Annotated in this window: 1 protein-coding gene; it reads right to left on the bottom strand. The window is 33.3% G+C overall.

The features are described from left to right. Positions 1-503: RNA-guided endonuclease TnpB family protein (locus I215_RS15615; RefSeq protein ID WP_156800311.1), on the bottom strand; the 503-nt coding region annotated here is incomplete at its 3' end. Positions 504-529 lie beyond the last annotated feature (26 nt).

Below are 529 nucleotides of genomic sequence, written 5' to 3'. Positions count from 1 at the left end.
CTGACCTTATGTAAGGTGTCTAATCTACTGTTAGAAATTTTCTCGTGTATTTTAGCCACTTTGCGTTTTTGTTTTTCAAACCCATTGCTGCCTTTTTTCTTACGAGAAAGGTGCTGTTGTGCTTTTTTTAGTTTACTTGCATATTTTTTAGTGTAACGATTGTTTTTGAATTTCTTGCCATCAGAGGTAATTACAAAATCTTTAATCCCTAGATCAACACCAACAGCTTTGTTGTTTTTTGGGAATTGTTGAATTTCCTCTTCAGTAAAAATACAAACAAAGTATTTACCGGTAGGTGTACGGGATATGGGCATTTTACCAATCTTCCCTTTGACCTCTTTATGGATCTTTACTTTAATACCTTTCTTGAACTTTGGGATTCTAATACTAGAATCTTCAATCCTGCCAGTTTGAGGTACTGTAAAAGTATTCTTATGCCTTTTTGATTTAAATCGTGGAAATTCAGAGCGGTTCTTAAAGAAGTTAACAAAAGCTGTATCCAAAGATTTTAAAGCAAATTGTAACGTTT

This window comes from Galbibacter marinus, assembly GCF_000300875.1.
In the GTDB taxonomy this organism is placed as follows: Bacteria; Bacteroidota; Bacteroidia; order Flavobacteriales; family Flavobacteriaceae; genus Galbibacter; species Galbibacter marinus.
The sequence above is the reverse complement of the archived record's forward strand: the minus strand, read 5'-3'. Positions and strand labels throughout refer to the sequence as shown.